The 26,026-nt window shown below is 73.5% G+C and carries 18 protein-coding genes; 6 read left to right on the top strand and 12 right to left on the bottom strand.

What is annotated here, in order from left to right; translation table 11 throughout:
* Window positions 1-63 precede the first annotated feature (63 nt).
* Entirely contained in the window at window positions 64-687 is a 624-nt protein-coding gene (locus tag ACZ59A_RS08630; protein WP_468049237.1) for a flavin reductase family protein, read from the top strand.
* Here ACZ59A_RS08630 and ACZ59A_RS08625 read toward each other — a convergent pair.
* Window positions 662-2,041 (bottom strand): MFS transporter, encoded by a 1,380-nt coding sequence (locus tag ACZ59A_RS08625; protein WP_470955302.1) that lies wholly within the window; start codon window positions 2,039-2,041, stop codon window positions 662-664. The genes ACZ59A_RS08630 and ACZ59A_RS08625 overlap by 26 nt on opposite strands.
* Before the next feature lie 44 nt (window positions 2,042-2,085).
* On the opposite strand from ACZ59A_RS08625, the gene ACZ59A_RS08620 reads away from it, so the two are divergent.
* The gene (locus tag ACZ59A_RS08620; protein ID WP_470955299.1) at window positions 2,086-3,168 is read left to right on the top strand and encodes a GlxA family transcriptional regulator; all 1,083 of its coding nucleotides are present in this window, start codon (window positions 2,086-2,088) and stop codon (window positions 3,166-3,168) included.
* Here the strand turns inward: ACZ59A_RS08620 and ACZ59A_RS08615 are convergent.
* Genes ACZ59A_RS08615 through ACZ59A_RS08600 form a run of 4 tightly spaced genes read right to left on the bottom strand, consistent with a single transcriptional unit; the run spans window position 3,090 to window position 7,858 of the window.
* Window positions 3,090-4,139: a Zn-dependent alcohol dehydrogenase gene (locus ACZ59A_RS08615; protein WP_470955295.1), complete on the bottom strand. Its 1,050-nt coding sequence runs from the start codon at window positions 4,137-4,139 to the stop codon at window positions 3,090-3,092. The genes ACZ59A_RS08620 and ACZ59A_RS08615 overlap by 79 nt on opposite strands.
* Window positions 4,140-4,166: 27 nt before the next feature.
* Complete coding sequence (locus ACZ59A_RS08610; protein ID WP_470955292.1) at window positions 4,167-5,630, bottom strand: aldehyde dehydrogenase family protein; 1,464 nt, start codon at window positions 5,628-5,630, stop codon at window positions 4,167-4,169.
* A complete protein-coding gene (locus ACZ59A_RS08605; protein ID WP_470955290.1) occupies window positions 5,627-6,898 on the bottom strand; it encodes an acyl-CoA dehydrogenase family protein in 1,272 nt (423 codons plus the stop codon). Before ACZ59A_RS08605 ends, ACZ59A_RS08610 begins: the two co-directional genes overlap by 4 nt.
* A gap of 48 nt (window positions 6,899-6,946) precedes the next feature.
* Complete coding sequence (locus ACZ59A_RS08600) at window positions 6,947-7,858, bottom strand: SDR family oxidoreductase (protein WP_468048989.1); 912 nt, start codon at window positions 7,856-7,858, stop codon at window positions 6,947-6,949.
* Between the two features lie 98 nt (window positions 7,859-7,956).
* Between ACZ59A_RS08600 and ACZ59A_RS08595 the strand changes: the two genes are divergently transcribed.
* Entirely contained in the window at window positions 7,957-8,883 is a 927-nt protein-coding gene (locus ACZ59A_RS08595) for a cyclase family protein (protein WP_470955287.1), read from the top strand.
* 213 nt (window positions 8,884-9,096) lie between these two features.
* On the opposite strand, the gene ACZ59A_RS08590 is transcribed toward ACZ59A_RS08595, so the two are convergent.
* From ACZ59A_RS08590 to ACZ59A_RS08580, 3 genes are all read right to left on the bottom strand, one after another.
* Complete coding sequence (locus tag ACZ59A_RS08590; protein ID WP_470955284.1) at window positions 9,097-9,717, bottom strand: ATP-binding protein; 621 nt, start codon at window positions 9,715-9,717, stop codon at window positions 9,097-9,099.
* A gap of 496 nt (window positions 9,718-10,213) precedes the next feature.
* Complete coding sequence (locus tag ACZ59A_RS08585) at window positions 10,214-11,254, bottom strand: acyl-CoA dehydrogenase family protein (RefSeq protein WP_470957812.1); 1,041 nt, start codon at window positions 11,252-11,254, stop codon at window positions 10,214-10,216.
* 8 nt (window positions 11,255-11,262) lie between these two features.
* Window positions 11,263-12,426: an acyl-CoA dehydrogenase family protein gene (locus ACZ59A_RS08580; protein WP_470955281.1), complete on the bottom strand. Its 1,164-nt coding sequence runs from the start codon at window positions 12,424-12,426 to the stop codon at window positions 11,263-11,265.
* A 152-nt stretch (window positions 12,427-12,578) separates the two neighbouring features.
* Here ACZ59A_RS08580 and ACZ59A_RS08575 point away from each other — a divergent pair, with 152 nt between their 5' ends.
* On the top strand, window positions 12,579-14,132 hold the full coding sequence (locus tag ACZ59A_RS08575) for an AMP-binding protein (RefSeq protein WP_470955278.1): 1,554 nt from the start codon (window positions 12,579-12,581) through the stop codon (window positions 14,130-14,132).
* A 14-nt stretch (window positions 14,133-14,146) separates the two neighbouring features.
* Here ACZ59A_RS08575 and ACZ59A_RS08570 read toward each other — a convergent pair whose 3' ends face one another.
* Both ACZ59A_RS08570 and ACZ59A_RS08565 read right to left on the bottom strand, forming a co-directional pair.
* Window positions 14,147-16,876, bottom strand: a complete 2,730-nt coding sequence (locus tag ACZ59A_RS08570; RefSeq protein ID WP_470955276.1) for a protein kinase — start codon at window positions 16,874-16,876, stop codon at window positions 14,147-14,149.
* Window positions 16,877-17,038: 162 nt separating this feature from the next.
* Window positions 17,039-19,108, bottom strand: a complete 2,070-nt coding sequence (locus ACZ59A_RS08565) for a serine/threonine-protein kinase (RefSeq protein ID WP_470955273.1) — start codon at window positions 19,106-19,108, stop codon at window positions 17,039-17,041.
* A 213-nt stretch (window positions 19,109-19,321) separates the two neighbouring features.
* Between ACZ59A_RS08565 and ACZ59A_RS08560 the strand changes: the two genes are divergently transcribed.
* Window positions 19,322-20,500: a serine hydrolase domain-containing protein gene (locus ACZ59A_RS08560; protein WP_470955271.1), complete on the top strand. Its 1,179-nt coding sequence runs from the start codon at window positions 19,322-19,324 to the stop codon at window positions 20,498-20,500.
* A 19-nt stretch (window positions 20,501-20,519) separates the two neighbouring features.
* Here the strand turns inward: ACZ59A_RS08560 and ACZ59A_RS08555 are convergent, their stop codons facing one another.
* Window positions 20,520-22,226, bottom strand: coding sequence for a glycerol-3-phosphate dehydrogenase/oxidase (locus tag ACZ59A_RS08555; RefSeq protein ID WP_470955267.1), 1,707 nt, complete (start codon window positions 22,224-22,226; stop codon window positions 20,520-20,522).
* A 233-nt stretch (window positions 22,227-22,459) separates the two neighbouring features.
* Between ACZ59A_RS08555 and ACZ59A_RS08550 the strand changes: the two genes are divergently transcribed.
* A complete protein-coding gene (locus ACZ59A_RS08550; RefSeq protein ID WP_470955264.1) occupies window positions 22,460-23,731 on the top strand; it encodes a nucleotide sugar dehydrogenase in 1,272 nt (423 codons plus the stop codon).
* On the opposite strand, the gene ACZ59A_RS08545 is transcribed toward ACZ59A_RS08550, so the two are convergent.
* On the bottom strand, window positions 23,728-26,019 hold the full coding sequence (locus ACZ59A_RS08545) for a DUF6049 family protein (protein WP_470955261.1): 2,292 nt from the start codon (window positions 26,017-26,019) through the stop codon (window positions 23,728-23,730). The genes ACZ59A_RS08550 and ACZ59A_RS08545 overlap by 4 nt on opposite strands.
* Window positions 26,020-26,026: the final 7 nt, after the last annotated feature.

Here is a 26,026-nt window from a genome sequence, read left to right as displayed (position 1 = left end):
CCACCGCGACAACCGCAGCACCGCGACGAGGGAGATTCGCACACCATGATGGGACACGCCGCAATGGCCGCCACCGCCGTCCGCTATCTGCGCTCGGCGGGCGCGCCCACCACCGCCGGACCACCGCCCTCGCCTCCGCCCGGCGGGCGCCGCGCGCTGCGCGCCGTACAGGACGATGAGCGCCCGCCCCTGAACCCGGCGGAATTCCGCCGGGTCCTGGGCCACTTCGCGAGCGGCGTCACCGTGATCGCGACCGTCGACGAGGCGGGCCCGACCGGCTTCGCCTGCCAGTCGTTCACCTCGCTGTCCCTCGACCCGCCGCTGATCGCCTTCATGGTCGCCCGTACGTCCACGACCTGGCCCCGCATCGCCCGGAGCGGCGTCTTCTGCGTCAGCGTCCTGGGCGCGTCCCAGGCCGCGCTGTGCCGGTCCTTCGCGATCAGCTCCGCCGACCGCCCGGACAAGTTCGACGGCGTCCCCTATACCCCGTGCCCCGTCACCGGCTCGCCCCGGCTCACGGGCGCCCCCGCCTGGATCGACTGCACCGTCCACACGGTCCACACCGGCGGCGACCATCTGGTGGTGGTGGGCCGGGTGTGCGCGCTGGACACGGACGAACGGGCCGCGGCGGACGGCCCCCTGCTCTTCCACCGCGGCGCGTTCACCGGCCTGGCGCCGGGGCGGTAGCGATACCGCGCCGGATCATCAGCGCCATCAGCGCCGCCACCGCGCACAGCCCGCCCGCGCCGTACCAGACCAGGTTGTACGACCCGAACGCGTCCCGCGCCATCCCCCCGACGAACGCCACGAGCCCCGCGCCCACCTGGTGCGACGCCAGCACCCACCCGAACACGATGGCGCTGTCCTCCCCGTACCACTCCCGGCACAGCGCGATCGTCGGCGGCACCGTGGCGACCCAGTCGAGCCCGTAGAAGACGATGAAGAAGATCATCGGCGGATGCACCGCGTCGTCCAGCAGCAGCGGCAGGACCATCAGGGACAGCCCCCGCAGCGCGTAGTACACCGCCAGCAGCCGCCGCGCGTCGAACCGGTCGGTGAACCAGCCGGAGGCGACCGTCCCCACGATGTCGAAGACGCCGATCACCGCGAGCAGGCCCGCGGCCGCCGTCACCGGCATGCCGTGGTCGTGCGCGGCGGGTACGAAGTGGGTCTTGACCAGGCCGTTCGTCGAGGCGCCGCAGACCGCGAACGTCCCGGCGAGCAGCCAGAACGTACCGGTCCGCGAGGCCGAGACGAGTGCCTTCACCGCGCGCCGGGCGGCGCCCCGCCGCGGGGCGGGCTTGGGGACCGGCGGACCGTCGGCCCCGTACGCGGCGAGCCCGACGTCGGACGGGTGGTCGCGCAGGAGCAGCCATACGCACGGCACGATGGCGAGCGCGGCGAGGGTGACGGTCATGGCGGCGGGACGCCAGTCGTGCTGCCGCTCCATGATCCAGGAGAGCAGCGGCAGGAAGACGAGCTGCCCGGACGCCCCGCCCGCGGTGAGGATGCCGGTGACCAGGCCGCGCCGGGCGGCGAACCACCGGTTGGTGACGGTCGCGGCGAAGGCGAGCGCCATGGACCCGCTGCCGAGGCCGACGAGCACGCCCCAGCACAGGATGAGCTGCCAGGGGGCGGTCATGTAGACCGTGAGACCGCCGCCGACGGCGATGACCATCAGCGCGGCGACGACGACCCGGCGGACGCCGAAGCGGTCCATCAGGGCCGCGGCGAACGGCGCGGTGAGCCCGTAGAGCGCGAGGTTGACGGAAACAGCGAAGCCGATGGTGGCGCGCGACCAGCCGAACTCCTCATGGAGCGGGTCGACCAGCAGCCCGGGCAGGGAGGCGAATCCGCCCGCCGCGACGATTGTCACGAAGGTGACGGCGGCGACCGCCCAGGCCCGGTGCGGACGGCGTACGCGGGCCCGCCGGGTCGGTTGCTCGTCGTGTCCGGGGGCCTGGGGGAGTCCGGTTGTCTGCGTCACCGGACCAGCATCGAACGGCGGCTCCCTACGAACGAGTGGCCCGTGGGACAGCATTCGCTAGGATCGGGCCACGCCGCTTGCGACAGGAGGCCGGACCCATGACCCAGCCCGGGATGACCGAAAAGCTTCATCGCGTCGTCGTGCTCGTCCTGCCCGGCGTGATCCCCTTCGAACTGGGCATCCCCTACCGGATCTTCGGCCAGGCCCGCTCCGCCGACCGCCGGCCGCTGTACGAGGTGGTGACCTGCACCCCCGAGCCCGGTCCGGTGGCCACCGACGCCGACTTCCCGATCGTGGTCGAGCAGGGGCCGGAGGCCCTGGCCGGGGCGGACACCATCGTGGTGCCCGCCTCGTACGCCCTCGGGCCGGTCGAGGAGGAGGGCAGGCTGACCGCGCCGCTGGCCGCCGCCCTCGCCCACGCCCGCCCCGGCGTCCGCTGGGTGTCCATCTGCACCGGCTCGTACGTCCTCGCCGCCGCCGGTCTGCTCGACGGCCGCCCCGCCACCACCCACTGGCGGTGCGCCGACCACTTCCAGCGGCTCTTTCCAGCCATCGCGGTCGATCCGGATGTGCTGTTCGTGGACGACGGCGACATCCTCACCTCCGCCGGGGTCGCCTCGGGCATCGACCTGTGTCTGCACCTCGTGCGGCGTGACCACGGCACGGATGTCGCCAACAAGGTCGCCCGGCGAAGCCTGGTGCCGCCGCACCGCGACGGCGGCCAGGCCCAGTACATCCGGCGCCCCGTGCCCGCACCGCAGCAGGCCACCACCACCTCGGCCCGCGCCTGGGCGCTGGGCCGCCTCGACCGTCCCGTCACGCTGCGCGAACTCGCCGCCCAGGAGTCGATGAGCGTCCGCACCTTCACCCGCCGCTTCCGCGACGAGGTCGGCATCAGCCCCGGCCAGTGGCTGACCCAGCAGCGGGTGGAGCGGGCCAGGCATCTGCTGGAGGACACGGACCTGTCGATGGACCGGGTGGCGCGGGACGCGGGCTTCGGCACGCCCGCGTCGATGCGGCAGCATCTGCAGGCCGCGCTCGGGGTCTCCCCCACCGCGTACCGGCGCACCTTCCGGGCCTCCGCCTCGGACGGCGGCCCTGCTCAGAACGTGAGCACGGCCCGCGCCACCCGTCCGCCGCGGGCGTCGTCCACGGCCGTGGCGAAGTCCTCCACCGGGTAGACGCGGGTGACGAGTTCGTCCAGCAGCAGCCTGCCCTGCCGGTACAGCTCCGCGTACAGGGCGATGTCGCGCTGCGGGCGTGCGGATCCGTAGCGGCAGCCGAGGATGGACTTGTCCAGATAGAGGGAGGAGACCCGGAAGGCCGCCTCGGCGTCCGCGGGCGGGACCCCGAGCAGCACCGCCTGACCGTGCCGGTCCAGCAGGTCGACGGCCTGCCGGATGAGCTTGGTGGAGCCGACGCATTCGAAGGCGTGGTCGGCGCCGGTGGGCAGGATCTCCCGTACGGCGTCGGCCGAGGCGGCGAAGTGGGTGGCGCCGAAGCGCCTGGCCAGCGGCTCCTTGGCCGGGTTGTTGTCGACGGCGACGACGGTGGTCGCCCCGGCGATCCGGGCCCCTTGCAGGACGTTGAGGCCGATGCCGCCGGTGCCGATGACGACGACCGACTCCCCGCGGTCCACCCGCGCCCGGTTGAAGACGGCGCCGACACCGGTGAGGACGCCGCAGCCGATGAGGGCGGCCGAGGTGAACGGGATCTCGTCCGGGATCTTCACCGCCTGGACGGCCGTGACCAGCGTGCGCTGTGCGAACGCCGAGTTGGAGGCGAAGTTGAACAGCCGCTCGCCGCCGCGGCTGAAGGGGCGGCCCGGTCTGCCGATCGCGGCACGGCACATGGTGGGGCGGCCGCGGTCGCAGTCGGCGCAGGTACCGCAGTTGGCGAGGGTGGAGAGGGAGACGTGGTCACCAGGGGCGACATGAGTGACACCGGGCCCCACCGACTCGACCACGCCCGCGCCCTCGTGGCCGAGCACCACCGGCACGGGAAACGGAATGGTGCCGTCGATGACGGACAGATCGCTGTGGCACAGCCCGGCCGCGACAACGGCCACCAGCACCTCGCCCGGACCCGGATCGCGTACCTCCAGGTCCTCGACCACCCGAGGCCCCTCGCCGTCGAGAACAACGCCTCTCATGCCTGCCCTCCCCCACCTCGCGGCCCCTCAGGAGGCCCAGACCACCGACTGGAGTTCGCTGTACGCGTGCAGCCCGAACGAGCCGCCGTCGCGGCCGACACCGCTGTGCTTGAAGCCGCCGAACGGTGTCTCGGGGTGGCGCTGGACCGTGTTGATGCCGACGTTTCCGCTGCGCAGCCGGGCGGCCAGCGCCCAGGCGCGGCCCGCGTCGGCGCTGAAGACGTAGTCGTAGAGGCCGTACGAGGTGCCGTTGGCGATCCGCACCGCCTCGTCCTCGTCGTCGAAGGGCAGGGCCACGACGACCGGGCCGAACAGCTCCTCGCGGGCCACGGTCATGGCGGGGTCGGCGTCGGCGACGAGGGTCGGCGCGACGTAGAAACCGGTCCCCACGGCCGGGCGTTCACCGCCGGTGACGATGCGGGCGCCCTGCTCACGGGCCCCGGCGACGTACGCCTCGACCCGGTCGCGCTGGGCGGCGGAGATCAGCGGACCCACGATCGTGGAGTTATCCACAGGGTCCCCCACGGTCAGTGACTTTGCGTAATCTGTGAGTGCGGCGACCACCCGCTCGTACAGCGATCGATGTACGAGCACCCGAGTCGGCGCCGTGCAGATCTGCCCGCTGTGGAAGGAGAAGGTCGAACCGACCGCCCCGACCGCCGACGCGATCGTTCGCTTGTCGGCGTCCCCAAGGACGATGGCCGCGCCCTTGCCCCCCAGTTCCATCAGGGTGCGCTTCATCGAGTGGCCTGCGGATTCGGCGATCTTCTTCCCCACGGCGGTGGATCCGGTGAAGCTGACCATGTCGACACCGGGGTGCGCGACCAGCGCCTCGCCCGCGGCCGCGCGCGAGCCGGTGACGACATTGAAGACACCGTCCGGGAGCCCGGCCTCGGTCAGCAGCGGGCCGAGTTCGAGACAGGCCAGCGGGTCCTGCGGGGCCGGTTTGGCGACGACCGTATTGCCCATGGCGAGCGCCGGGGCGACCTTGCCCGCGAGATTGGCGAGGGGAAAGTTGTAGGAGGTGATACAGGCGACGACACCCACCGGACGGCGGACCGCCGCCGCGCCGATCAGCCCGCCGGGCGCCAGCGGGCTGGCGGCGACCGGCAGCGGGGCGAGCGGGACTGTGTCCGGTTCCATGGCGCCGCGCGCGTAGCGGCGGAAGCGGTCGGCCGCGGGGGGCACTTGGAGGGCCGCGGTGACCCGCAGCGTCGCGCCCGTCTCCGCCTGGACGAGGGGCACCAGGTGGGGGGCGCGCTCGGCGAGCAGGTCGGCCGCGCGGTCGAGTACGGCGGCGCGCTCCCGGGGGGCGGTGCGCGACCAGCCGTCGTACGCGGCCCGCGCGGCCCGCACCGCGGCATCTACATCGGCCTCGTCGGCCTCCGGCGCCCGGCCGACGGTCTCCTCGGTGGCCGGATTGACGACCGCGTAATGCCCGGCTCCGGGCGCCCGCCAGGAGCCGCCGATCCAGTGCCCGTACGTCTTCATCGGGGCTCCTTGGGGAGGTGGAGTACGCGCTCGGCGATGATGTTGCGCTGGATCTCGTCCGAGCCGCCGTAGATGGTGTCGGCGCGGGAGAAGAGGAAGAGGCGCTGCGCGGCGTCGAGTTCATACGGCCTGCCCTCGCTCCAGCGCACCGGACCGAGCGCGGCCGCGGTCCCCCGCACCTGTACGGCCAGCTCGCCCAGCCGCCGATGCCAGCCGCCCCACAGCAGCTTGGCCACACTGGGCGCCCCGGCGTCGTGGGCGTCGTGGGCGTCGGGCCGATGTGGGGTGGGCCGATGGGGAGTGGAGGCGGAGGAGGTGGGAGGGGAGGGGGTGGGGCCCCCGGGGGCGGGATTCCGGGCGGCGCCCAGGGTGCGCAGCGCGTTCCAGCGCATGACCTTCAGCTCGGCCCACTGCTGTATCAGCTGGTCGCGCAGTACGGGCTCGCGGGCGGCTCCGGTCTCCAGGGCCTGTCGTATGACGCGGTCGAGTTCCTGGGCGAAGCCGATCTGCTGGACCAGCGTGGAGACTCCGCGTTCCACGGCGAGCAGGCTCATGGCCACGTTCCAGCCCCGGCCCGGGCCGCCGACGAGGTGGTCGGGGTGGGCGAGGGCCCCGTCGAAGAACACCTCGTTGAACTCCGCGGTGCCGGTGAGCTGCCGGATCGGGCGGACCTCGATGCGTCCCGGCTGGTCCATGGGCACCAGCAGGAAGGAGAGTCCGTGGTGGCGGTGTGATCCCTCCTCGGTGCGGGCCAGGACGAAGCACCAGTCGGCTTCGCGGGCGTGGGAGGTCCAGATCTTCTGGCCGGTGACGCGGTAGGTTCCGTCGCCCGGGTCGCGGTCGGCGCGGGTGCGCACTCCGGCGAGGTCCGAGCCCGCGCCGGGTTCGCTGTAGCCCTGGCACCACAGTTCCTCGCCGCGGGCGATGGGGGGCAGGAAGCGGGCGCGCTGGGCGGGGTCGCCGTGTGCGAGCAGGGTGGGGGCGAGAAGGTTCTCGCCGATGTGCCCGAGCCGGGCGGGGGCTCCGGCGCGGGCGTATTCCTCGGCCCAGACGACCTGTTGGGTCAGGGTGGCGGCCCGGTTTCCGTAGGTGCCGTGGGTGCGGTCCCAGCCGAGCCCGATCCAGCCGCCGCCGCCCAGTTCCTGTTCCCAGGCGCGCTGCGCGGCGGTGTCGGCGGGGTCGGTGAGGCGGCCGGCCGGATGCGCGTCCAGCCAGGCGCGCGCCTCGTCGCGGAAGCGTTCGTCCTCCGGCCCGAAGGCGAAGTCCACGGCCTCTCCCCTTCCTCACGTGGCGACATGGCGCGGTGGGCGTGCGGGTTACGCGTTGGGGCGCTCGTGGGCGGCGGCGGCCCGGGCCATGGCTTCGAGCTGGGCCAGCAGCGGCATGGGGTCGGTGCCGACCGTGCCGGGCAGAAAGTCGGCGATCTTCTCCGGGGTCCAGGCGCCGTCGGCGTATCCGGCGCGCAGTTCCCTCGGCTGGGCCCAGACCGCGATCTTGGGGCCCGCGATCGTGTAGACCTGCCCGGTGATCTGCTCCGCGCGGGCCCGTTCGCTCAGCAGGTAGACGACCAGGGCCGCGACGTCCTCCGGTTCGCCGATCTCCTTCAGTTCCATCGGCACGTTGGCGGACATGCGGGTACGGGCGACGGGGGCGACGCAGTTGGCGGTGACGCCGTATTTGTGCAGGCCCAGGGCCGCGCTGCGGACCAGCGAGATGATGCCGCCCTTGGCGGAGGCGTAGTTGGCCTGCGCGACGCTGCCCTGGTGATTGCCGCTGGTGAAGCCGATCAGGGTGCCTGAGCGCTGGCGGCGCATCACCGCGGACGCGGCGCGGAAGACGGTGAAGGTGCCCTTGAGGTGGGTGGCGACCACCGGGTCCCACTCCTCCTCGGTCATGTTGAAGAGCATCCGCTCGCGGAGGATTCCGGCCACGCACACCACGCCGTCGAGCCGTCCGAACCGTTCGACGGCGGTGTCCACGATCCGCTGGCCACCGGCCATGGTGGAGACGTCGTCGGCGACCGCGACCGCCTCTCCGCCCGCCGCCGCGATCTCCTTGACCGCCGCTTCGGCGATCTCGCTGGTGGGTTCGCCGCCCTCGACCGAGACGCCGTAGTCGTTGACGACGGCCTTCGCGCCCTCGGCCGCGCAGGCGAGGGCCACGGCGCGTCCGATGCCGCGCCCGGCCCCGGTGACGGCGATGACCTTGCCGTCCAAGAAGTTGCCCACGTCGCGTCCCCTCCCGGAGTTTCTGACGGACCGTTAGATTTTTGAGCAGACCGGCCCCGAGTACAAGCCCTGGAACGGAACCGACCGAAGGAGGCGCCATGTCGCTGCCGCCCGAGTTCCACGACATAGCCAAGCGCGTCAACAACTGGGGGCGCTGGGGCGCCGACGATGAGATCGGCACGCTCAACCTGATCACCGACACGGTGGTCCGGGCCGCCGCCGCGACGGTGCGCACCGGTCGCCGCGTCCCGCTCGCGGTTCCGCTGCACCAGGACGGCATCCAGACCGGGATGATCCCGGGAAGGGTCAACCCGCTGCACACCATGGTCGCCGTGAACGCCGAGATGTTCGGCCCGGGTACGGTCGCCACCAGCGACGACGCCGTGACGATGGGACTGCAGGCCGGTACCCACTGGGACGGGCTGGCCCATGTCTCGCACTCCGGCAGGATCTACAACGGCCGCCCCGCCGCGTCCGTCACCGCCCATGACCGCGCGGCCTTCAGCGGCATCCACACCGTGCGGCACCTCGTCTCGCGCGGGGTGCTGCTCGACATCGCGCGCGCCCGGGGCGCGGACCGGCTGCCCGAGGGGCACGCCGTCACCCCCGAAGACCTCGCCGCCGCCGAGGAGCTGGCCCGGGTCACGGTCCGGCCCGGCGACATCGTGCTCGTACGGACCGGGCAGATCCAGCGGTATCTGGCGGGCGACAGGGAGGCGTACGCGTTTCCGTCGCCCGGTCTGTCGCTCCGCACACCCGAGTGGTTCCACGCCCGTGACGTGGCCGCTGTCGCCAACGACACGCTCACCTTCGAGATCATCCCGCCGGAGATCGAGAACCTGTGGCTGCCCGTCCACGCCCTCGACCTGGTCGAGATGGGCATGCCGCAGGGCCAGAACTGGAATCTGGAGGAGCTGTCGGCGGCCTGCGCCGAGGAGGGGCGCTACACGTTCCTGCTGTCGGCCACGCCCGAGCCGTTCACCGGCGGAACCGGTGCCCCGGTCGCGCCCGTGGCGGTCCTCTGACACCGGTTATCGGGCGGCGGTGCGCTCATGCACACCCCGAGCACGGCATCGCGCACCGCCACCCGGCTCCGGCGCCGAGCCCTGATCAGGCGCCGGGCCGCGACCCGCACTCGCCAAGGAACGGCCCCGCGAACACACGGTTCACTGAGGCCACATGGTCCTCGGCGTCCCCTCGCGACGAATCGCTGATCCTAGAGTGATCACTCGGCCACGTCACGTCAACACCTGGTCTGGACTTTGTGGGGTCCGCCCTAGTGGTGAGGGCGCACGGGAGGCGCCATGGCCCGTCAGAAGAGGCTTCTCACGCGCCTGGTGATCGCCGTGCTCGACGCGCTCCGCGCCGTCCGCGCACTCTTCCCGCCGACCGCGGTCGATTTCGCACCAGATCCGCTTGCCCGCGCCCTCGGGCTGCCAGCCCCAGCGGTCCGCGAGCCCGTCGACCAGCTCCAGCCCGCGGCCGTTGGTGGCCTCTTCGTCGGCGCGGCGCTGACGCGGGGCGCGGGCGCTGGCGTCCGCGACCTCGACCCGGACCGTGCCCAGCTCGGGCCCCTTGTCCGCGGCGGGCTCCGCGGAACCGTCACCCCCGTCGCCCCCGTCACCACCGCCGCCGGCCGTGCCGGTCTGCGCGGGAAAGCGCATGCGCAGCACGGCGGGACAGCCGGTGTGCACCACGGCGTTGGTGACGAGTTCGGAGATGAGCAGGATCAACGTCTCGGCGAGCGGCTCATCGGCCCCGATACCGGACCCGGCGAGCCGCGAACGCGCCCACCGACGGGCACGACTCACCTCCGCGGGGTCGGGCCGGACTTCCATCTGCATCTGAAGCACCTGCACCGCTCACACCATCCGAACCGGCGGACACATCGCCTCATACCTCCAAAAGGACCCCCAAGAGGTCCTCCACGAGGTCACGGAACGTGACTCTCCCCCGGCGTCCACCGGGAGGTACCCCCTTGCGAGAGAGCATGATTGACGTACAGTCACCCCAACAAGCGCTTCGGTCATATTCCAGCGCCAAGGAGTATGCGTGGGGCATACTGTGCGACGCACGCCCCGGGGACTCGAACAGCGAGGCCCGGCCGGAGCGCCCCCCGTGCGAGCGGGGCACATCGGCGTGCCCGGAGTCGCCTCACGGGCCACGCCGGGTTCGTTGCACCCCAAAACCGCTCGCACCCAACGGAGAGTACCCGAGCCGGAGCCCGACTCCCCCCTGTGACGAGTCACGCCTAGGAAACAACCCGATATCAACGCTCGGTCACCTCAAAGCCTCCGGGGATCTCCCCCAGAGAATGCGACATCCCAACAATTCAGGCGTATCCATGGAGCCCGGTTACAAACCTGTTTCACCGGTCAACAGGAGTCCCGCGGCAAGTTCCTCCTCCGCCGCGGCCGCCGTCTGCCACTGTCCGGCGCGCACCCAGGCCCGTTTGAGGTGCAGATGGACATCCGCTTCCCAGGTGAAACCCATCCCACCGTGCACCTGAAGGCAGTCGCGGGCATTACGGACGGCCGCCTCGTCGGCGAGCAGTTTGGCGGCGGCGATGTCACCCGCCTCTTCTGTGACCGCGGCGGCGTACACCACACTTCTGGCTGATTCGGCGCGCACCAGCATCCGTGCGCACAGATGCTGTACGGCCTGGAAGGCGCCGATCGGGCGGCCGAACTGGGTGCGCGCCGTGGCGTGATCGACCGCCATCCGGACCGTACGGGAGGCGCTGCCGAGCTGTTGGGCGGCGGTCAGCAGGGCCGCCTCGCGGCGCAGCCGGGCGGCGGCCCCGGGGAACCTGGCCGCACCGGCGCCCGCCAAGCCCCCGGAAGCCACGTCCCCGGACGTCACGGCCGGTGGGTGCACCCGGTGCAGCGGCGTGGCCGGGTCGACGGAGCGTATGGGCCGCGCCGGGTCCGCGAGCGCGGCCGCCGGAAACATCTCGGCGTCCTCGCCGCTCAGCACCAGCACGGCATCGGCCGAGGCCAGGTGCTCCACCAGCCGGTCCGCCCCGGCGCCGAGGTCCAGCGCGGTGACCACAGCGGCCCCGTCGGCAGCCCCGTCGGCGGCAGCCGCGCCCGCGGCGTCCAGGCCCGCCGCCAACTGCGTGGCGACCAGCGGCCCCGGAAGCAGCGCCCGGCCCGCCTCCTCCATCGCCAGCACCGCCTCCGGCAGTCCGAGCCCCACCCCGCCCGCCGCCTCGGGCAGCCGCAGCGCGAAGAACCCGGCCGTGCCCAGCTCCCGCCACAGGGCTCGGTCGCATGCCGCGGCGCCTCCGTGGCCGTCCACCACCGTCCGTAACCGGGTGCGGGGAAAGCGCCGTTCCAGCAGTGCGCGCATCCCGTCCCGCAGCGCCCGCTGGTCGTCGTCGAGCTGGAAGTCCATGTTCCGGGTCACCGCCCCTTCGGCAGGCCGAGGATGCGCTCGGCGACGATGTTGCGCTGGATCTGCGAGGTTCCGGCCGCGATGGTGTACGAGAGGGACGACAGCCGGTCCGCGACCCACTCGTGCCCGGCGTCCAGCGCGTCCGGGCCCAGCACCTCGGCGGCCGCGTCGTACAGCTCCTGCCGTACCTCCGAGAAGCGGAGCTTGAAGACCGAGCCGCCGACGCCCGGCACCCCGCCGGTTTGCTGCGCCTCGCTCACGTTCCACTGGGTGAGCCGCCACAGCGCCGCGCACGCGGCGGCGAGCCGCCCCAGCCGCCGCCGCAGCACGGGGTCGTCCCAGCGCCCGCTGGCCTTGGCGGTACGGGCCAGGGCCTCCAGTACGCGTCGGCAGGCGACGACCTCGCCGACGAAGGCCGTGCCGCGTTCGAAGGAGAGGGTCACCATGGTCACCCGCCAGCCGTCGTTCTCGGCCCCGATCCGGTGGTCGACGGGCACCCGCACCTCGTCCAGGAAGACTTCGGCGAACTCGGCGGTCCCGGCGAGTGTGCGCAGCGGCCGTACGGTCACGCCGGGCGCGTCCATCGGCAGCGCGAGCCAGGTGATGCCCCGGTGCTTGGGTGTGCCGGGGTTTATCGGCGCGGTGCGCACCAGGAGTTCGCACCAGTCGGCGATCTCGGCGTGCGAGGTCCAGATCTTGCTGCCGCTGACGACGTAGTGGTCGCCGTCCCGTACGGCCCGGGTGCGCAGGGAGGCCAGGTCGGATCCGGCGTCGGGTTCGGAGAAGCCCTGGCACCAGACCTGGTCGCCGCGGAGGATCGGCGGCAGCCAGCGGGCCCGTTGGGCGGGGGTGCCCTCGGCGGCGATGGTGGGGCCCGCGTGCAGCAGGCCGACGAAGTTGGCGCCGACGTAGGGCGCGCCCGCGCGTTCGGTCTCCTCCAGGAAGATCAGGTGCTGGGTGGGGGTGGCGCCCCGTCCTCCGGCGTCCTCGGGCCAGTGCAGTCCGGCGTATCCGGCGTCGTGCAGCATGCGCTGCCAGCCGCAGTCGTAGGCGCGGCGGGCGGGCCAGTCGGCGGGGTCGGGGCGGGCGGGCAGCATGGGGAGGACGTCCGCGAGCCAGGCGCGCAGTCCGCGCCGGAAGTCCTCCTCGTCCTCCGTGAAGGCGAGATCCATCGGCGGCCGTCCTCCCTCTTCTGATGTCTCGTCAGATCAGGCGGCAGGGGAAGGCTAATCCGCACCCTCTGGACCGACAAGACGGACGGCCTTACGCTTCCCGCATTATCTGACTAACCGTCAGATCCACGCAGGGCTCACGGGAGGCCGGGATGACCGACACCGCACACGCCCTCGGCGCATCGGCGACGCTCTGGGAACTGCTGGAGCGGCGCGTCGCGCTCACCCCGGACGCCCCCGCGCTGATCCAGGCCGCCGCCAGCGGCCGGCACGACCGGCGGCTGACCTTCCGCGCGCTGCGCACCCGCGCGGAGCGCACGGCGGCCGGGCTGTACGCGATGGGGGTGGGCCCCGGAAGCCGGGTCGCCTGGCAACTGCCCACCCGGCTGGAGACGGTCGTGCTGACCATGGCGCTGGCTCGGCTGGGCGCCGTACAGACCCCGCTCATCCCGTACTACCGCGACCGCGAGGTGGGGTACGCGCTACGGGCCTCGGGCGCGCGGTTCTTCGCCGTCCCCGGGTCCTGGCGCGGCTTCGACCATACGGCGATGGCGCACCGGCTGGCCGCCCGGCTGCCGCATCCGCCGCTCGTCTTCGAGGCGTACGACGCGCTTCCGGTCGCCGACCCGAAGGCGCCGCCGCATCTGCCGCCGCCGCCCACCGACGGGACCGCCGTCCGCTGGATCTACTGGACCTCGGGCACCACCTCCGACCCCAAGGGCGTGCTGCACACCGACCGCAGCCTCATCGCCGCCGGTTCCTGCCTCGCCCACGCGCTGCGCCTCGGACCCGACGACGTCGGGTCGATGGCCTTCCCGTACGCCCATGTCGCCGGGCCCGACTACACGGTGATGCTGCTGCTGTACGGCTTCCCGGCCGTGCTGCTGGAGCACTTCGCGCTGCCGGACTCGCTGGCCGCGTACCGGCGGCACGGGGTGACGGTCGCGGGCGGCAGCACCGCCTTCTACTCCATGTTCCTGGCGGAGCAGCGCAAGGACCCCGCGCATCCGCTCATTCCGACGCTGCGGCTGCTGGCCGGTGGCGGCGCCCCCAAGCCGCCCGAGCTGTACTACGAGGTGATACGGGAGCTGGGATGCCGCCTCACCCACGGCTACGGGATGACCGAGGTTCCCATGATCACCATGGGGGCGCCGGACGACACCGACGAGCTGCTGGCGACGACGGAGGGGCGCCCGCCCGCGGAGATGGAGATCCGCGTCGTGGACGGGGAGGTACGGCTGCGGGGCGAGGCGGTGTGCGCCGGTTATCTGGACGCGGCGCAGACCCGGGAGGCGTTCGACGCCGACGGGTTCTTCCGCACCGGCGATCTCGGCCATCTCACCGAAAGCGGTCATCTCGTGCTCACCGGCCGCGCCAAGGACATCATCATCCGTAAGGGCGAGAACATTTCCGCGAAGGAGATCGAGCAGCTGCTGTACCGGCATCCCGATGTCGGGGATGTGGCGGTGATCGGGCTGCCGGACGCGGAGCGCGGGGAGGTGGTGTGCGCCGTGGTGGAGCAGCCGGTGGGGGCGGCGCCGCTGACGGTGGAGGGGGTCGGCTCCTATCTGCGAGAGGTGGGGCTGTCGCTGCACAAGGTGCCGGAGCGGGTGGAGGTGGTGGACGCGCTGCCGCGGAACGAGACGCTGCGGAAGGTGCTCAAGTACCGGCTGCGGGAGCGGTTCGGGGGTGCCCCGGCGCGCTGAGCCGGTGAGCTGCGTCAGCCCGTCGTGCTGTACGTGGCCGTCGCCTGCTCGAAGTGCTGGTTCACCGTGCGGCGCTCGTCGGCGGGGCCGATCGCCAGGACCACGTGGTAGCGCCCGCCGATCAGCATCGCCAGGTTGCGCGCGTACACATTGCGGCCGCTGCTGTCGCGCCAGCTGAACTGGCCCTCGGCCATCGCCGTCTTCCCGACGTCGATCCGCTTCAGCCCCGAGGACGACGCCCACGCCGAGTCGCGGAAGGCGGCCAGTTCGGCCTCCCGGTTCTGCTGGTACGCCATCGGGTCGGCGCCGAACTCGGACACCTTGTCCCGCCCCGCCACGATCACCAGCTCGATGTCGCCGCCGATGTAGCGGATCTGGCCGCGCGCGTTCTCGCCGCGCCGGGTCCAGCCCTCGTGGACGGCGACTGCGAAGCCCTTGGGGTCCTTGCGGACCGCGAAGCCCTTCGCGAGACCGGCCGGTTCGGTGGACTGGGGCTTGTCGGAGCCCGAGTCCGCCGAGCCGCCGCCCTTGCCGCCCTTGCCGTCCTTGCCGTCCCTGTCGGACGGTGCCGCCGGGTCGTGGGCGCTGGTGGGCGCCGGGCTCCCCGCGCCCGCCGAACCGGTGCGGTCCTGGCCGCCGGTGTCCTCGGTGCGCGGCATGAACATCATCGCGTACAGCACCGCCGCCGCCAGGCCCAGCAGTATCAGCAGGAGCAGCACCCGTCCCAGCCTGCGCGGCTTGTGGCCGGATACCTGCTGCCGGCGCTCCGGCCGCGGGGGCGGGGACGGTTCGCGCGCGGGCTGCTTCCCCCGCTTGTGCCGCCCGTGCGCGGCCGCCGCCCGGTCCGGGCGGCCCCGGCCCTTGCGCACCAGCCAGCCGCGGCGGCGCACGATCGGCAGCCGCGCGGGGTCGGACGCGCCGCCCGGACCGATCGACGGAACGGTGACCGTGCTGCTGCCCACGTCCGGCTCCGGCGCCGACCTGATCAGCGACCGCAGCCAGCCGCGCAGCTCCTCGAAGTCGGGCCGCTCGGTGGGGTCCTGGCGCATCAGCGACTCGACGACGGGGCGCAGCGGACCGCACTCCTCCGCGTAGGCGGGCGCCTCCGCGCACACCATCTGCACCAGCTCGGCGGCGTTCTCCTCCGGGTACGGGGCGTGGCCCTGGACGGCGCGGAAGAGCAGCACGCCGAGCGCCCACAGGTCGGCCGCCGGGCCGACGGGCGGCGCCAGCTGCCAGTTCTCGTGTACGGATCCGGCCTGCTCGGGCGCCCAGCGCTCGGTGACGGCGCCGACCACGACGATCCGCGCCTGGCGGGCCCGTTCGGCGGCGAGCGCGGTGGCGGGGCCGCGCGGCGGTCCGCCGTCCGCCGTTCCGCCGACGTCCCAGGAACCGCCGCCGTCCTCCCCGTTCGGCTGCCGGGGGACCGCGGCGCCTTCCGGCGCGCGAGAAGCGGAAGCAGAACCGGAAGCGGAATCGGGCCAGGGCGCGCCGCCCGTGAGCGGCTCCGGCTCCTGGACGGGGTGGTGGGGGGCGTCGGCGCCTGCCCGTGCGGCGGCGGCGCGGGCTCCCGCCGCGTAGGCGGCGATGGCCCTGGCCCGCGCGGCGCGCGCGGCCGCGCCCGGTGCGTCGTCCGCGGCGCCCGGCGCGCCGTCTCCCGCGCCCTGCGCCGGAATGTGCCCGGACCCGTCGGCGGCCCATTCGCCTTCCGGTTCCGGCCCGTCCCAGGCGACTTCCGGCTGGTCCCACGCGACCGGACCGGCACCTGGGCCGGTGAAGTCCGGGCGGCGGCCGTGATGTTCATGCGGTCCGGCCGACTCCGGATATCCGTACGCCCCGGCCCCCTGCTCGGCATCGCCCGCGCCGCGCGGAGCGGGGAAGCCGCCCGCCATGCCCTGGTCGCGGTAGACCGGGCCCTGCGCGCCGGGACGCTGGTCGGGGGTGGCGCTCTCGTAGCCGTGCGGAAGGGCCGGGGTGGGGGCGCCGCCGGTGGGCATGCCAGCGAGCGGAGTGCCGTCGGGCGGCGTGGGGGTGTACCCGTCGTCCTCGGCGGCCGTGCCCCGCGGCGACGCAGCAGGCCCGGCCGCGGGTCCGGCCGCGGGTCCGGCCCCGGGCCCGGCCGCGCCCCCGTCCGGCGGCCTCGGCACCGGGTCGTAGCCGCACAGCGCCTCCTCCGCCGCGCCCGCCGCCAGGCCCGTCAGCATCGCGCGGCCGTCGTCGCACACCAGCACCGTGCGGGTGGTGATGTTGCGGTGCGTCCAGCCGTGGGCGTGGAGCGCGCGGAGCGCCGTCAGCACGTCGTTGGCGACCTCGGCGGCGCGGTGCGGGGACAGGTTCCGCTCGGTGAGCCACGCGGCGAGCGGGCGCCCGGCGACGAGTTCGCTGACGATCCACAGGCTCCCGGCCTCCGCGAAGACGTGGAAGACCTGGCCGAGCCGCGGGTGGTCGGGGACCTGCGCCGCGGCGGTCGCCGCGTCCAGGGCGCGCCGTACGGCGGGGTCACCGCCGCCCCGGGCGGTACGGGACGTCCCGTTCAGCGCCCCGCCGGGGCGGCCGTCGTCGTCGACGACTTCGGCGTCGACGACTTCGGCGTCGACGACCTCCGGAAGCGGTATCTGCCGCAGATGGACCTGCTGTCCGCTGTAGGTGTCGAAGGCGCGGGTCTCGACGAACTCGTACTCGTCGGCGGGCGGCAGAGGCAGGCGATAGCGGTCGGCCAGTACCCGGCCCGCGTACTCGTCCACGACGCCTCCCCTGGCGCACGATCAGCGCGATCAACGTCCCTTGATGCGATCGGCACAGCGCCAAGCCGTCAATTGTGGTCGTTTTGGCGGGTTCATGCGACTGCGCACGGTCTACGGGCACTCACGATACGGGCCCGCGCGACGCTTCGCCGACAGGAGTGCTCAGTCCGTGATGTCGAAGGTTTTGAACGCCGTGTCGCGCAGCGTCCTGCACTCCTTGTCGTCCCACTTGCTCGCCTCGCAAGTGATCATGATGGAGAAGCCATGGCTGCTGTCCACCTTGAAGCCGCGGTTGAGCACCCGTACGTGCTTGCCATCCTGGTCACGCTCGAACTGCCAGTCCGCGACGGTCGGGTAGCCCCGCCACTGGACCGCCTTGATGCCGAGGCCCTTGTACCCGGACATGCTGCTGCGCGCGGCGGACTCGCCCTTGCGCCACTCGGCCGCGGCGTCGGACTTCGGGGAGGAGGTGAAGTCGATCTGAATACGCGGGATGCTGGAGCCGCCGTAGTACTTTCGGCTGCCGCTGTAGCTCCCGTTGTGCACCGACCATCCCTTGGGCATCGCCATGGTGAAGGGGAAGTCGGAGCTGTTGACGGTCTCGTAGCCGCCCGGCACGGAGGCGCCCTTGCCCTCCTCCTTGCCGCCGCTTCCGCCGTCGTCCCCGCTGTCGCCCTTGCCCTTGCCGCCCTTGCCGCCGTCGTCGTCCGCGTCGTCACCCTTGGACGTGTCCGAGTCGGCCTGCTCCGTCGATCCGCCGGACGTCTTGCCGTCCGGGGCCTTGGTGTCCGCCCGGCCGGACGCGCCGGCGTCCTTGCCGTTCTGCCGGTCGCCCGACGCGTCGGCCGAGGCCGAAGCCTTGGAGCCGGAGCCGCCCTTGGCGCTGTCGCCGTCGTCGCCGCCGCTGAAGGCGATGGCGAGCACGGTGCCCACGATGACGACCACGACCACCGCGATGATGATCAGCGTCCGCTTGGACACCACATCGGTGATCGGGGCGCGGGGCGGCACCGAGGGGTACGAGCCGGACGCGCCCTCGGGCTTCCCGGAAGCGGAGGACGAAGCGGAGGAACCGGAGGAAGCAGACACGGAAGCGGAGGAAGCCGAACCGGCGGCGGACTCCCCCTTCTTCCCCTTCTTCGAGGTATCGGCCTTCTTCAACGACGGCGCGGACCGCGCGGACGCCGCGGGCTTCGCGGAGTCGGCCTTCTTCGACGTCTCCGGCTTCTGGTCGGTCTTCGCGTTCCGTACGGACTTCAGCGCACCCCGGGCGCGCTCGGCGACCGCCGCGGACTTGACCTCCGCCGCCGCCTCGTCCTCCGCCGAGGGGGCGGGCGGCAGGCTCATCGTGCGGGTCGCGTCGACGGGCGGGGTCTTCGACGCGGTGTCCTCCGGGGCGCTCAGGGCGTGCTCCAGCAGCGCCCGCGCCCCGGCGTCGTCCAGCCGCTGGTCGGGGTCCTTGACCAGCAGACCGTAGATGACCTCTTCCAGCGGGCCCGCGTTCTTCGGCGGCTCGACCGACTCGGTCATCACCGCGGTGAGGGTCGCTATGGCCGTGCTCTTGTCGTACGGCGGTACGCCCTCGACCGCCGCGTACAGCAGGCCGCCCAGCGACCACAGGTCGGACGGCGGGCCGGGCTTGTGGCCACGGGCCCGCTCCGGGGCGATGTAGGAGGGCGCGCCGACGAGCATGCCGGTGGAGGTGACGGACGGGTCGCCCTCGACCTGGGCGATGCCGAAGTCGGTGAGGACGACGCGGCCGTCGTCCGAGATCAGCACGTTGGACGGCTTCACGTCGCGGTGCAGGATGCCCGCCTGGTGGGCGGCGCGCAGCACGTCGAGGACGGCGAGACCGACCTCGGCGGCGCGCTGCGGGGTGAGCGGCCCGTCGTCCCGGACGGCATCGGCGAGCGAGCGGCCCTCGATCAGCTCCATGACGATCCAGGGGCGGTCGTCCTCGTCGACCACGTCATAGACGGTGACGGCACCGTTGCTGCGGATCCGGGCGATCGCCTTCGCCTCGCGCAGCGTGCGGGTGATGAGCCGTCTCTTCTCGTCTTCCTCGACGCTGGACGGGAAGCGCAGCTCCTTGACCGCGACCGTGCGGCCGAGGGTCTGGTCGCTCGCGCGCCAGACGGTGCCCATGCCGCCCTGACCGAGAATCTCCCCCAGCCGGTAGCGCCCGGCGAGGAGGCGCCCAGTCGAACCCTGCGTCTTCTCAGCCTCCGACATGCGACCCCTCTGCAAAATCAACCCACCCTGAACCCACCCTGGGAGAGCCCCCATTGTCTCTCATCCACGACCCCGGGAAAGCCCGGGGTCCGGGCGCGGAGCGGGCACGGTGCGGCGGCCGTCCCGGCACCTGCGAACATCGGAGGGTCCGCAGGGAACGGAAAGGCCCGTGTCATGCCCATCTCCGCCATACGATGGCACAGGCGAGGCCGGATGCCGACCGGCGTGGCGCTGGTCGCGGCCATGGCCGTCACGCTGACGGGCTGTACGACGGGCGCCGACGCCCGGGCGAGCGTGGGCGGAGCGGCCCGGAAGGCCGCCGCCCGGGAGGAGCGCGCGGCTGTACGGACGGCCCTGCGGCGGCTGGTGACCGACGGTGAGGCGCCCGGGGCGGCGGTGCTCGTCCGGGCCGGGGGCGCGGCCCGGTTCACCACGGCGGGGGTGGCGGACACCCGGAGCGGGCGGCGCATCCAGCGGGACGATCACTTCCGGGCGGGCAGCGTCACCAAGACCGTCATCGCGGCGCTGACGTTGCGCCTGTCCGGCGAGGGCAGGCTCGACCTGGCCGATACCGTCGAGAAATATCTGCCGGGGCTGATACGCGGCCATGGCAACAATGGCCGAAAAATCACCCTCCGCCAGCTCCTCACCCACACCAGCGGGCTGTTCGACTACACCGCCGACCCGGTGCTGGCGCGTCAGCTGTCGACCACGGACGACCCGAAGGGCACCAACGGCACCGACGACGCGGACGACGGCACGAAGACGCACAGCCCCGCCTCCCTGATACGGACCGCCGTCGCCCACCGCCCCGCCTTCGCGCCCGGGACGAAGTGGCGCTACTCCAACACCAACTACGTCCTGCTGGGCATGATCGTCGAGCGGGTCACCGGGCGCTCGTACGCCACCGAGGCCGAGCGCCGGGTCCTCGGTCCGCTCGCGCTGCGCGACACCTCGTTCCCCGGCCCCCGCACCACGCTCCCGCCCCCGCACGGCAGCGCGTACGACTCCCGGGGCGGCGCCTGGCGCGATGTCACCGACCTCGACCCGTCCTCCGCCGGGGCCGCGGGCGAGATGATCTCCACGCTGGACGATCTGTCCCGGCTGCTGCGCTCGCTGCTGCGCGGCCGGGCGGTGCCGGAGGCCCAGCTGCGGCGGATGGAGGACACCTCGGCGTCCGGCGGCCGGTACGGGATGGGCCTGTTCCCGGTGAAGCTGCCGTGCGGGACGACGGTCTGGGGGCACAACGGCCAGGTCAACGGCTCGTACGCGCTGGCCGTGGCCACCCGCGACGGCCGCCGCACCCTCGTCTACCGCCTCAACAGCGCCGGGCCACCGGCCCCGGACGCCGAGACCGCCCTGCTCACGGCGGAGTTCTGCCCGGACCGGTGACCCGCACAGCGCACAGCGGCTACAGCGGCACGATGTCCGGTGCGCCCAGCCGGGCCGCGTCCGCCGTCAGGTCGTCCGGCTGCCGCTGCGATTCGCGCTCCGCCTCCACCCGCTTCTCGTAGTGCTCGACCTCCTTGTCGATCTGCTCCGGCCCCCAGCCCAGCACCGGCGCCATCAGCTCGGCCGCCTCGCGGGCGCCGCGGGTGCCCCGGTCGAAGGTCTCGATGGAGATGCGGGTGCGCCGGGTGAGGACGTCGTCCAGGTGGCGGGCGCCCTCGTGGGAGGCGGCGTAGACGACCTCGGCACGCAGATAGTCGTCGGCGGCGGTGAGCGGTTCGGCGAGCGAGGGGTCGGCGGCGATCAGCTCCAGCACCTCCTCGGTGAGCGCGCCGTACCGGTTCAACAGGTGTTCGACGCGGGCGACGTGCAGCCCGGTGCGCCGGGCCATGCGCGCCCGCGCGTTCCACAGCGCCTTGTAGCCGACGGCGCCGACGAGCGGCACCTCCTCGGTGACGCAGGGGCCGACCCGCCGGTCGAGGCCGTGCACCGCCTCGTCCACGGCGTCCTTGGCCATGATCCGGTACGTCGTGTACTTGCCGCCCGCGACCACCACCAGGCCCGGCGCCGGATGGGCGACCGTGTGCTCGCGCGAGAGCTTGCTCGTCGCGTCCGACTCCCCGGCCAGCAGCGGGCGCAAGCCCGCGTAGACGCCCTCGACGTCGTCGCGGGTCAGCGGCACCGCGAGGACCTCGTTGACGTGCTCCAGCAGATAGTCGATGTCGGCACTGGAGGCGGCCGGATGCGCCTTGTCCAGGTCCCAGCCGGTGTCGGTGGTGCCGATGATCCAGTGCCTCCCCCACGGGATCACGAACAGCACGCTCTTCTCGGTGCGCAGGATCAGCCCGGTCGTGGAGTGGACGCGGTCCCTGGGCACGACGAGGTGGATGCCCTTGGACGCGCGGACGTGGAACTGGCCCCGCTCCCCGATCAGCGCCTGCGTCTCGTCCGTCCACACCCCGCTGGCGTTCACCACCTGGCGGGCCCGGACCTCGAACTCACCCCCCTGCTCCAGATCATGCACCCGGGCACCGACGACGCGCGCTCCCTCGCGCAGGAACCCGACCACCCTGGCCCGGTTGGCGACCTGCGCGCCGTACCGGGCGGCGGTGCGCACGAGCGAGGTGACGAAGCGGGCGTCGTCCACCTGGGCGTCGTAGTACTGGAGCGCCCCGACCAGGGCGTCCTTGCGGAGGCAGGGGGCGACGCGCAGCGCGCTGGTGCGCGTCAGATGGCGGTGGACGGGCAGCCCGCGGCCGTGCCCGGAGGAGACGGACATCGCGTCGTAGAGGGCGACGCCCGCCCCGGCGTACGCCCGCTCCCAGCCCCGGTGCTTGAGCGGGTAGAGGAACGGGACGGGCTTGACCAGGTGCGGAGCGATCCGCTCCAGCAGCAGTCCGCGCTCCTTCAGCGCCTCTCTGACGAGGGCGAAGTCGAGCATCTCCAGATAGCGCAGGCCGCCGTGGACCAGCTTGCTGGAGCGGCTGGAGGTGCCGGAGGCCCAGTCCCTGGACTCGACCAGTCCGGTCTCCAGGCCGCGGGTCGCGGCGTCCAGCGCGGTGCCCGCGCCGACCACGCCGCCGCCCACGACCAGCACGTCCAGCTCACGGTCCGCCATCCGGGCCAGCGCCTCGCCGCGCTCGGCCGGTCCCAGTGCCGGTGTCTTCACCGCTGCCTCCCGTTGTGATCGACGTCACGACGCTCGCCTGCCGATTTTCCTGGCTTTCTCCCCGCTGTGCCATGCCGGGTCCGGGCCCTTCGCGGACTGCCGCCCGGGCCGCCCCGCGCCGGTGATCGCAACACCGCGTCGCCATCCTCCGTCAATACTGAATACGAGTCATATTTCCGCTTAGTCTGCCTTTGCGCCATCCGGAATCGCCTCGGGAAGGACGGCTCGAAGTCATGCCCGCAGATCTCGCCGTCATCGGACTCGGTCATCTCGGCCTCCCGCTCGCCCAGGCCGCCACCGCCGCCGGGGTCCGTACGGTCGGCTACGACCCGGACTCCCGGGCCGCCGACGAGCTGCGGGCGGGGCGGCTGCCCACCGGGGCGGGCGACGGCTCGCTGACCGCCGCCGAGCTGCGCCGGATGATCTCCGGCGGCTTCCGGACCACCACCGAACCGGCCGAGCTGGGCCGGGTCCGCACCGCCGTCATCTGCTCCCCCACCCCGCTCGGCGAGGACCGCCGGCTGGATCTGTCCGCGGTCGGCGAGGCGGCGCGCACGCTGGCGGGGTGGCTGCGCCCGCACACCACTGTTCTGCTGGAATCCACCGTGTACCCCGGCACCACCGAGGAATTCCTGCGTCCGCTGCTGGAGGAGGGGTCGGGCCTGCGGGCCGGGCGCGACTTCCACCTCGCCTACTCCCCCGGCCGCCTCGACCCCGGCAACCGCGCCTACGGCTACGCCAATATCCCCAAGGTCATCGGCGGCCTCACCGCCGCCTGCACCGAGGCGGCCGCCGCGTTCTACGGCCGCCTCACCGAGAAGGTCGTCCGCGCCCGGGGGCCGCGCGAGGCCGAGACCGTGAAGGTCCTGGAGACCAACTACCGGCACGTCAACATCGCCCTGGTCAACGAGATGGCCGCGTTCTGCCACGACAACGGCGTCGACCTGTGGGACGTGGTGCGCTGCGCCGAGAGCAAGCCGTTCGGCTTCCAGTCCTTCCGCCCCGGCCCCGGCGTCGGCGGCCACGGCGCGCCGATCGAATGCGACCGGATGACGCACCCGCAGCGCGGGCTCGGCCTCCCGATGCGCATGGTGGAGCTGGCGCAGCAGGTCAACGGGCGGATGCCGGGCTATGTCACCCGGCGCTGTACGGCGCTCCTCAACGAGCACGGCAAGTCGGCGCGCGGCGCCCATGTACTGCTGCTCGGCGTCAGCTACAAGCCGGACGTGGCGGACGAGGAGGGCTCCCCGGCGCGCGAGATCGCCGCCCGCCTGATGGAGCTGGGCGCCCAGCTGCGCTACCACGATCCGTATGTGCCGGGCTGGCGGGTCCTCGGCCGACCCGTGCCGCGCGCGGACGCGGTGTACGAGGCGGTGGCGGAGGCCGATCTGACCGTCCTGCTCCAGCACCACCGCACCTACGACCTCCAGGGCCTGGCGGCCAAGGCCCAGCTGCTGCTGGACACCCGAGGCGCGAGCCCGGCGGGCACCGCCCACCGGCTCTAGGGGGCGCCTTCCGTACGCCGCGCCGCCCGCCGCCGCGCGCTCCGCAGCCGCAGCGCCGCCGCCAGCGCGATCAGCCCCAGCCCGCCCGCCACGAACGCGACCGCGCCCGACGGCACCGAGCGCACCTCGGCGGTGAAGGTCATCGGCGCTCCCCATGGCCGCCCGTCGGCGCTGGTGTAGAGCTGGGCGGTGAGCCGCACCGGCCCGTTCGCGTGCGCGCTCACCCGGACCCGTACCGTACGGCTGACCGCCCGTGACGCCCGTACGCCCACGGCGTGCTCGACCGCGCGCGCCCGCTCCGGGCGGCTGGAGAGCACCCGCAGCTCGACCCCGGTGAGGTCCTGCTGCAGCCCGTTGGCGACCGTGACCGGGATGGTCGCGGAGCCGCCGGTCACCACCACCCGCGACTTGGGCACCAGCCGCACCGAGGCGATCGAGGCGGTCAGATAGCGGGCCACGCCCTCCTGGTACGCGCGCGCCCCCGCCGCGTCGCCGCGCCAGCCCGTCGACACCGACCGTGCCAGCGCCGCACGCACCGACGCCACCGTGGCCCGCGCGTCGGACAGCACCTTCGCCAGCGCGCCCAGCCGCCGCCGGTCCCCGGCGACCGCCGCCAGCCGCTCCGGCGGCAGCTCGGAGTCGCGCAGCCCGGCCGGATGGCCGCCGCCGTCCGGCAACTCCCCCGCCTCCGGCTCCCGCAGGCCGACCTCGAACCGTGACGGCTCCAGCCAGCCCGCCTCCTGACCCGCGGCCAGCGTCGAGAGCAGCGTCCGCGCGACCCCGACCGGCATCCGGCGCGGCGGTACGAGCACCAGGTCGCGCGCCGCGTACGGCAGCTCCCGTACCGCCGTCAGGGTCTCGGCCAGCAGCCGCTGCCGCAGCGCGAGCCGGGCGGACTCCCCGGCGGCGCCCGCGGCCGGGTGGCTCCGGAACAGCAGGGAGGCGATGGTCGCGTCGTACGTCAGCGCGGTGTTGCCGCCGCCGAGCGCGACCGCCCCGTCGTCCGTGGCACCTCCGGCGACGAGCGTCCCGCCGTACGGGCCGGGCCCCTCGCCGGAGGCGAGCACCGTGTGCAGGCCGAGGTGGTGCGCGTACCCGGCGATCCCGGCGTCCAGCATTCCGGCCGCGGGCCAGGCCACCCCGTCGCGGGCGCGGACGCCCAAGGCCCGGTTCACCACGGCGGTGCCGGTGGCGGACGTACGGCGCAGCAGCGCGGCCAGCGCCGGGTCGCCGCCGCGGGCGAGCGAGGCCAGATCGGGGTCCGCGTACGGCAGGGCGATGACGTCCCGGCCGCGCACCGCCTTGCGCAGCGCGGCCAGCCACCCGGCCGCCGCCTTGCCGCCCTTGCCCGGCCCGGCCTCCTGCGGATCGCTGCTGCCGGGCGTGCGGGCGACCCGGTAGCCGCGCGCCATGGCCTGCGCCTGGACGATCAGATCGGGGTCGATGGCCCAGGTCACCGGCTCGTCCTCGCCCAGTTCGACCAGCCGCCGCAGCCGCCCGCCGGGGCCGAACGCGGCGGTCAGCGCGTCGTCGCGGAAGACCGGCAGCACGCGGTCGTCGCCGGTGCGCCGCGTGAGCGCCTCCATGTGCGGAACGTCGGTGAGGGGCCACAGGACGGTGGTGCGCATCCGCTCCAGGCCGGTGCCGTCGGGGTAGACGGGCAGATAGCCGCGGGCCAGGCCGAGCACCCGGCCGTCCGGGCGGGCCGCGGTCACGGTGAGCGGATACGCGCCCGCGCCGTCCAGCCCGAGGCCGGAGACGGGCACGGTGAGTTCGAAGCGGCGCCCGGCGTGCGCGTCGAGCCGGGCGAGGCGGGCGGTGTGGGCGGCGAGTTCGGTGCCGTCGGCGCGGGTCAGGGCGGTACGCGCGGCGTGGTCCGCGAGCGCGCCACGCGTATCGGCGGACCCGGCCGCCCCGATGCGCACCCCGATATGGACGCCACTGATCGGCCGCCCGGAGGTGTTGGTGACGGTACCGCTGATCCTGACCTCACCGTCGTCACGCACCACGGCGGGGTTCAACGACCGCAGTTCGACGCCGAGCGAGTACGACCGCGAAGCGCGCCCGGCAACCGGGTTCCCGGCGGCATCCGAGACGGCGACAGCCGGGGGCCCGGCGGCGACCGTGGGCGCGGCCGAGTTGGTTGCCGTAGCGGCGGTAGCGCCAGCAGCAGCGGCGGTGGCCTGGGCAACGGCAGCCGGGGGCGCGGCGGTGGCGGGGGCGGCGGGCAGGAGCAGTGCGACCGCCATGGCGATCGTCCGCCCGTACGCCCGTGCTCCTGCCGTCACCTCGCCG

It is taken from the genome of Streptomyces sp. NPDC040405, from assembly GCF_055595765.1.
Note: the sequence above shows the minus strand (reverse complement) of the source record. Positions and strands in the feature narration are given on the sequence as shown.

Coding starts and splice junctions, on each gene's coding strand:
- ACZ59A_RS08630 (WP_468049237.1), top strand. CDS start 64: ATGGCCGCCACCGCCGTCCGCTATCTGCGCTCGGCGGGCGCGCCCACC.
- ACZ59A_RS08625 (WP_470955302.1), bottom strand. CDS start 2,041: ATGCTGTCCCACGGGCCACTCGTTCGTAGGGAGCCGCCGTTCGATGCT.
- ACZ59A_RS08620 (WP_470955299.1), top strand. CDS start 2,086: ATGACCCAGCCCGGGATGACCGAAAAGCTTCATCGCGTCGTCGTGCTC.
- ACZ59A_RS08615 (WP_470955295.1), bottom strand. CDS start 4,139: ATGAGAGGCGTTGTTCTCGACGGCGAGGGGCCTCGGGTGGTCGAGGAC.
- ACZ59A_RS08610 (WP_470955292.1), bottom strand. CDS start 5,630: ATGAAGACGTACGGGCACTGGATCGGCGGCTCCTGGCGGGCGCCCGGA.
- ACZ59A_RS08595 (WP_470955287.1), top strand. CDS start 7,957: ATGTCGCTGCCGCCCGAGTTCCACGACATAGCCAAGCGCGTCAACAAC.
- ACZ59A_RS08585 (WP_470957812.1), bottom strand. CDS start 11,254: ATGGACTTCCAGCTCGACGACGACCAGCGGGCGCTGCGGGACGGGATG.
- ACZ59A_RS08580 (WP_470955281.1), bottom strand. CDS start 12,426: ATGGATCTCGCCTTCACGGAGGACGAGGAGGACTTCCGGCGCGGACTG.
- ACZ59A_RS08575 (WP_470955278.1), top strand. CDS start 12,579: ATGACCGACACCGCACACGCCCTCGGCGCATCGGCGACGCTCTGGGAA.
- ACZ59A_RS08565 (WP_470955273.1), bottom strand. CDS start 19,108: ATGTCGGAGGCTGAGAAGACGCAGGGTTCGACTGGGCGCCTCCTCGCC.
- ACZ59A_RS08560 (WP_470955271.1), top strand. CDS start 19,322: ATGCCGACCGGCGTGGCGCTGGTCGCGGCCATGGCCGTCACGCTGACG.
- ACZ59A_RS08550 (WP_470955264.1), top strand. CDS start 22,460: ATGCCCGCAGATCTCGCCGTCATCGGACTCGGTCATCTCGGCCTCCCG.